This is a genomic window from Collinsella sp. BM28, from assembly GCF_054551995.1.
In genome coordinates, this window is the sequence record NZ_JBTOLJ010000002.1 from 1 (window position 1) to 5,452 (window position 5,452).

3 rRNA genes are annotated in these 5,452 nt (G+C 63.7%); all 3 read right to left on the reverse strand.

The annotated features are described in order from the left end of the window. Nucleotides 1-58 precede the first annotated feature (58 nt). Nucleotides 59-174: ribosomal RNA gene (gene rrf, locus ACX9NZ_RS08840) — 5S ribosomal RNA — on the reverse strand. Nucleotides 175-319: 145 nt separating this feature from the next. Next, nucleotides 320-3,295, reverse strand: a 23S ribosomal RNA gene (locus tag ACX9NZ_RS08845). Nucleotides 3,296-3,616: 321 nt separating this feature from the next. Beyond that, nucleotides 3,617-5,121, reverse strand: a 16S ribosomal RNA gene (locus ACX9NZ_RS08850). The 16S, 23S and 5S rRNA genes sit together here, the layout of an rRNA operon. Between the last annotated feature and the right edge of the window lie 331 nt (nt 5,122-5,452).

Sequence of the window (5,452 nt, forward strand, 5' to 3'; positions counted from 1 at the left end):
GGGGGAGCTCGCGCTCCCCCCTCGACTCGCCCCCGCAAGGGGGCGAGAGCCGTCCACCGGTCAGCGGCGCCCTGCTCTCCCACGGGCTTCCCCCGCAGTACCATCGGCGCGGTGCGGCTTAGCTTCCGGGTTCGGAATGGGACCGGGCGTGCCCCGCACGCAATGGCCGCTGACCGGTGGGCGGCTCTCGTACCGTCCACCCGGGTGACACGCGCGTGCCCTGAGGGCCGCACAGCGACTTCCGCGGCGGATCCGAGATCGACCTGACCGTGACGACGCGACACCTTAGATACGTTAGTATGGCGTCCCGCCGGTCGGATGCGGGTAAGAGCTCGGGCTATTAGTACGGCTCGGCTGAGCGCGTCGCCGCGCTTGCACCTGCCGCCTATCGACCAGGTAGTCTACCTGGGCCCTTACCGGAAGGAGAACTGATCTCGGGAACGGCTTCCCGCTTAGATGCCTTCAGCGGTTATCCGCGCCGCACGTGGCTACCCGGCCGTGCCGTTGGTCGACAACCGGTTCACCAGAGGTGCGTCCACCCCGGTCCTCTCGTACTAGGGGCAGCCTCCCTCGATTCTCCTGCGCCCGCGGAGGATAGGGACCGAACTGTCTCACGACGTTCTGAACCCAGCTCGCGTACCGCTTTAAACGGCGAACAGCCGTACCCTTGGGACCTGCTCCAGCCCCAGGATGCGATGAGCCGACATCGAGGTGCCAAACCTTGCCGTCGATGTGGACTCTTGGGCAAGATCAGCCTGTTATCCCCGGAGTACCTTTTATCCGTTGAGCGACGGCCCACCCACGCGGGGCCGCCGGATCACTAGAGCCTGCTTTCGCACCTGCTCGGCGTGTCTGCCTCGCAGTCAAGCCCGCTTACGCTCTTGCACTCATTGAGGACGGTTGCCGACCGTCCCGAGCGGACCTTCGCGCGCCTCCGTTACCCTTTGGGAGGCGACCGCCCCAGTCAAACTACCCACCTGGCACGGTCCCCCGGCCGGATCACGGCCCGGGGTTAGGACGCCGGCGCGCCGAGGGCGGTATTCCAAGGTCGGCTCCACCCGGGCTGGCGCCCGGGCTTCGAAGCCTCCCGCCTATCCTCTACGCGACGGGCCAGCGGCCAATGCCAAGCTGCAGTGAAGGTTCACGGGGTCTTTCCGTCCTTCCGCGGGTAAGTCGCATCTTCACGACTAGTGGAATTTCACCGGGTCCATGGTCGAGACAGCGCCCAATTCGTTGCGCCTTTCGTGCAGGTCGGAACTTACCCGACAAGGAATTTCGCTACCTTAGGACCGTTATAGTTACGGCCGCCGTTTACCGGGGCTTGGCTTCGGGGCTTCGCCTCGCGGCTAACCCCTCCGCGTGACCTTCCGGCACCGGGCAGGCGTCAGACCCTATACGTCGGCTCTCGCCTTCTGCAGAGTCCTGTGTTTTTGGTAAACAGTCGATTGGGCCTCTTCACTGCGGCCGGCCTCCGCTCGCCCAGCGAGTGGGTCCACGTACGCGCCGGCGCCCCTTCTCCCGAAGTTACGGGGCCATTTTGCCGAGTTCCTTGACCATGGTTGACCCGATCGCCTCGGTATGTTCTACCCACCCACCTGTGTCGGTTTGCGGTACGGGCGGAGATGCCCCTGCCTAGGGGTTTTTCTGGGGACCACGGGCTCACTCGCTTCGCTCAGTCGCTTCGTCCGGAGCCTCGCCCTCCGTGGAGACCGGATTTGCCTGGTCTCCGGGCCGCGCTCCATCACGGGGACGTCCAGAACCCCGCCGAGCCACCCCAATCCGTCGCCCCGTCGGTCGTGACGGTGCATCTCCGGTGCAGGAATGTCCACCTGCTGCGCTTCGCCTACGGCCTCCGCCCTCGGCTTAGCCCCCGACTGACCCTGGGAGGATTAGCCTCGCCCAGGAAACCTCGGGTTTACGGCGGACGAGTTACTCTCTCGTCTCTCGCTACTCATGCCAGCATTCTCACTCCCCAGCAGTCCACCGTCGGTGACCCTCCGGCTTCGCCCCGCTGGGGACGCTCCCCTACCCAACGAATGATCGTTGCCGCCGCTTCGGCTCTCAGTTTAGCCCCGTGTATTGTCGGCGCATGTCCACTCGACCAGTGAGCTGTTACGCACTCTTTGAAGGGGTGGCTGCTTCTAAGCCAACCTCCTGGTTGTCTGCGCGGACGCACATCCTTTGCCACTTAACTGAGAATTGGGGGCCTTAGCGGGCGGTCTGGGCTGTTTCCCTCTCGAGCACACAGCTTAGCCCACATGCTCTGACTGCCGCGCTCTGGACCGACCGGCATTCGGAGTTCGGTTCGAATCGGTAGGCGGCGAAGCCCCCTCATCGATCCGGTGCTCTACCTCCGGCGGTTAACGCGCGACGCTAGCCCTAAAGCTATTTCGGGGAGAACGAGATATCTCCGGGTTTGATAGGCCTTTCACCCCTATCCCCAGGTCATCGGCGCACTTTTCAACGTACGTCCGTTCGGCCCTCCACGGGGTCTTACCCCCGCTTCAGCCTGCCCAGGGATAGCTCACCCGGCTTCGCGTCTGCGGCACGCGACTCATGTCGCCCGTTTCGGACTCGCTTTCGCTCCGGCTCGCTTCCATAGCTTAACCTCGCCGCGTGCCAGCAACTCGCTGGCTCATTCTACAAAAGGCACGCCGTCACCGGAACGAGCCGGCTCCGACGCCTTGCGGGCGCACGGTTTCAGGTACTGTTTCACTCCCCTCCCGGGGTGCTTTTCACCTTTCCCTCACGGTACTGGTGCGCTATCGGTCACATGGGAGTATTCAGGCTTGGAGGGTGGTCCCCCCGGGTTCGGACCGGGTTTCACGTGCCCGGCCCTACTCAGGAGCCTCCTCCGGGGTCCGTCCCAGGGTGCGCCTACGGGGCCCTAACCCTGTGCCGCCGGCCTTCCCATGCCGTTCGGCTCCCCTGGACGGTTCCCCGCCGGGAGCGCCAGCTCCCGGGCGGGAGGCCCTGCAACCCCGTGGGCGGTATAGGCTGGCGCCCGCCCGCTCCACGGTTTGGCCTAGGTCCCCTTTCGCTCGCCGCTACTCGGGGAATCTCGATGTTGATTTCTCTTCCTCCGGGTACTTAGATGTTTCAGTTCCCCGGGTTGTCCCCCTCCGGACTATGTGTTCATCCGGAGGGTGCCAGGACTTCTCCTGGCGGGTTCGCCCATTCGGAGACCCGCGGGTCGAAGGGTGTGTGCCCCTAACCGCGGATTATCGCAGCTTGCCGCGTCCTTCGTCGGCTCCATGTGCCAAGGCATCCGCCGTGCGCCCTAGATATCTTCCCGCCCCAACCGGGACGGGACGCCGTATCTAGACACTTGAATGTCTGGGTGTCGCATACGCTCGGTGACGTGCGTCACCGGCGATCGTCATGCAACTTACTATATGTTTGCAGATTGGAAGATATGTATCTCATATCTCTATATAGAAGAATCGATCAGATCAATAAATAGATCCGTCTTGTCGCTATGCGGCTCTCAAGGTACGCGGGGTGACCCCGGGGACCGGACACGCGAAGGGGCGGGGGGCGGAGACTCGGGCACACCTGCGCCGTAACTTGTGAGATCTGATTCTCTAGTGCTTTCAGAAAGCCTCGTGCTCCCTAGAAAGGAGGTGATCCAGCCGCACGTTCCCGTACGGCTACCTTGTTACGACTTCACCCCCCTCACCCTCCACACCTTCGGCGCCTCCCCCCAAACGGTTGGGCCGGCGACTTCGGGTGCAGACGACTCGGGTGGTGTGACGGGCGGTGTGTACAAGGCCCGGGAACGCATTCACCGCGGCATGCTGATCCGCGATTACTAGCAACTCCGACTTCATGGGGGCGGGTTGCAGCCCCCAATCCGAACTGGGGCCGGCTTTCAGGGATCCGCTCCGGCTCGCGCCATCGCATCCCGCTGTACCGGCCATTGTAGCACGTGTGCAGCCCAGGGCATAAGGGGCATGATGACTTGACGTCGTCCCCGCCCTCCTCCGGATTGACTCCGGCGGTCCCGCATGGGTGCCCACCCGAGGTGCTGGCAACATGCGGCGGGGGTTGCGCTCGTTGCTGGACTTAACCAAACATCTCACGACACGAGCTGACGACAGCCATGCACCACCTGTATGGGCTCCTCTCGGCCACGGGGTCTCCCCCGCTTCACCCATATGTCAAGCCCTGGTAAGGTTCTTCGCGTTGCTTCGAATTAAGCCACATGCTCCGCTGCTTGTGCGGGCCCCCGTCAATTCCTTTGAGTTTTAGCCTTGCGGCCGTACTCCCCAGGCGGGACGCTTAATGCGTTGGCTGCGGCACGGAGGGATCGTCCCCCCACACCTAGCGTCCATCGTTTACGGCTGGGACTACCAGGGTATCTAATCCTGTTCGCTCCCCCAGCTTTCGCGCCTCAGCGTCGGTCTCGGCCCAGAGGGCCGCCTTCGCCACCGGTGTTCCACCCGATATCTGCGCATTCCACCGCTACACCGGGTGTTCCACCCTCCCCTACCGGACCCGAGCCCGGCGGTTCAGGGGGCGGGACGGGGTTGAGCCCCGCCATTTGACCCCCTGCCTGCCGGGCCGCCTACGCGCGCTTTACGCCCAATGAATCCGGATAACGCTCGCCCCCTACGTATTACCGCGGCTGCTGGCACGTAGTTAGCCGGGGCTTCTTCTGCAGGTACCGTCTTGTCTCATCCCTGCTGAAAGCGGTTTACGACCCGAGGGCCTTCGTCCCGCACGCGGCGTCGCTGCGTCAGGGTTCCCCCCATTGCGCAAGATTCCCCACTGCTGCCTCCCGTAGGAGTCTGGGCCGTGTCTCAGTCCCAATCTGGCCGGTCGGTCTCTCAACCCGGCTACCCGTCGTCGGCACGGTGGGCCGTCACCCCGCCGTCTACCTGATGGGCCGCGGAGCCATCCCCTCCCGTCTGGGCTTTGCCCGGCCGGCCATGCGGCCTGCCGGGGTCATCCGGTATTACCCACGGTTTCCCGAGGCTATCCCGGAGGAGGGGGCGGGTTCTCCACGTGTTACTCAGCCGTTCGCCACTCGCTTCCCCCCGAAGGGGGGTGCCGTTCGACTTGCATGTGTTAGGCGCGCCGCCAGCGTTCATCCTGAGCCAGGATCGAACTCTCCGTCCAATTATGATGGCCGGACGCTGCGTCCGGTCGCGATCATGGTGGGCGCGGAGTGCCCGTCCCGACCAGCATCTCGCTGAATCGGATTCCATTCGATGTGTTAGCGTTTCAGTAAACTGGTTAAGGAAAAGTTGAACGGGGCCTGACTAAGTCAGACCTTACACAACTGATCTCGAAAAGTACATCACTGCTGACACCTTATAAATGGTGTCTCCACTTACTTCCGTCTCTTCGCGGTATCCGGTTCTCAAGGTACCCGCCGCGGGTCTTCCCGGCCTCGTCTTCACTCGGCCACCCGCGCGGCAAGGAGATATATTGCCAGAGTCGGAGGGGC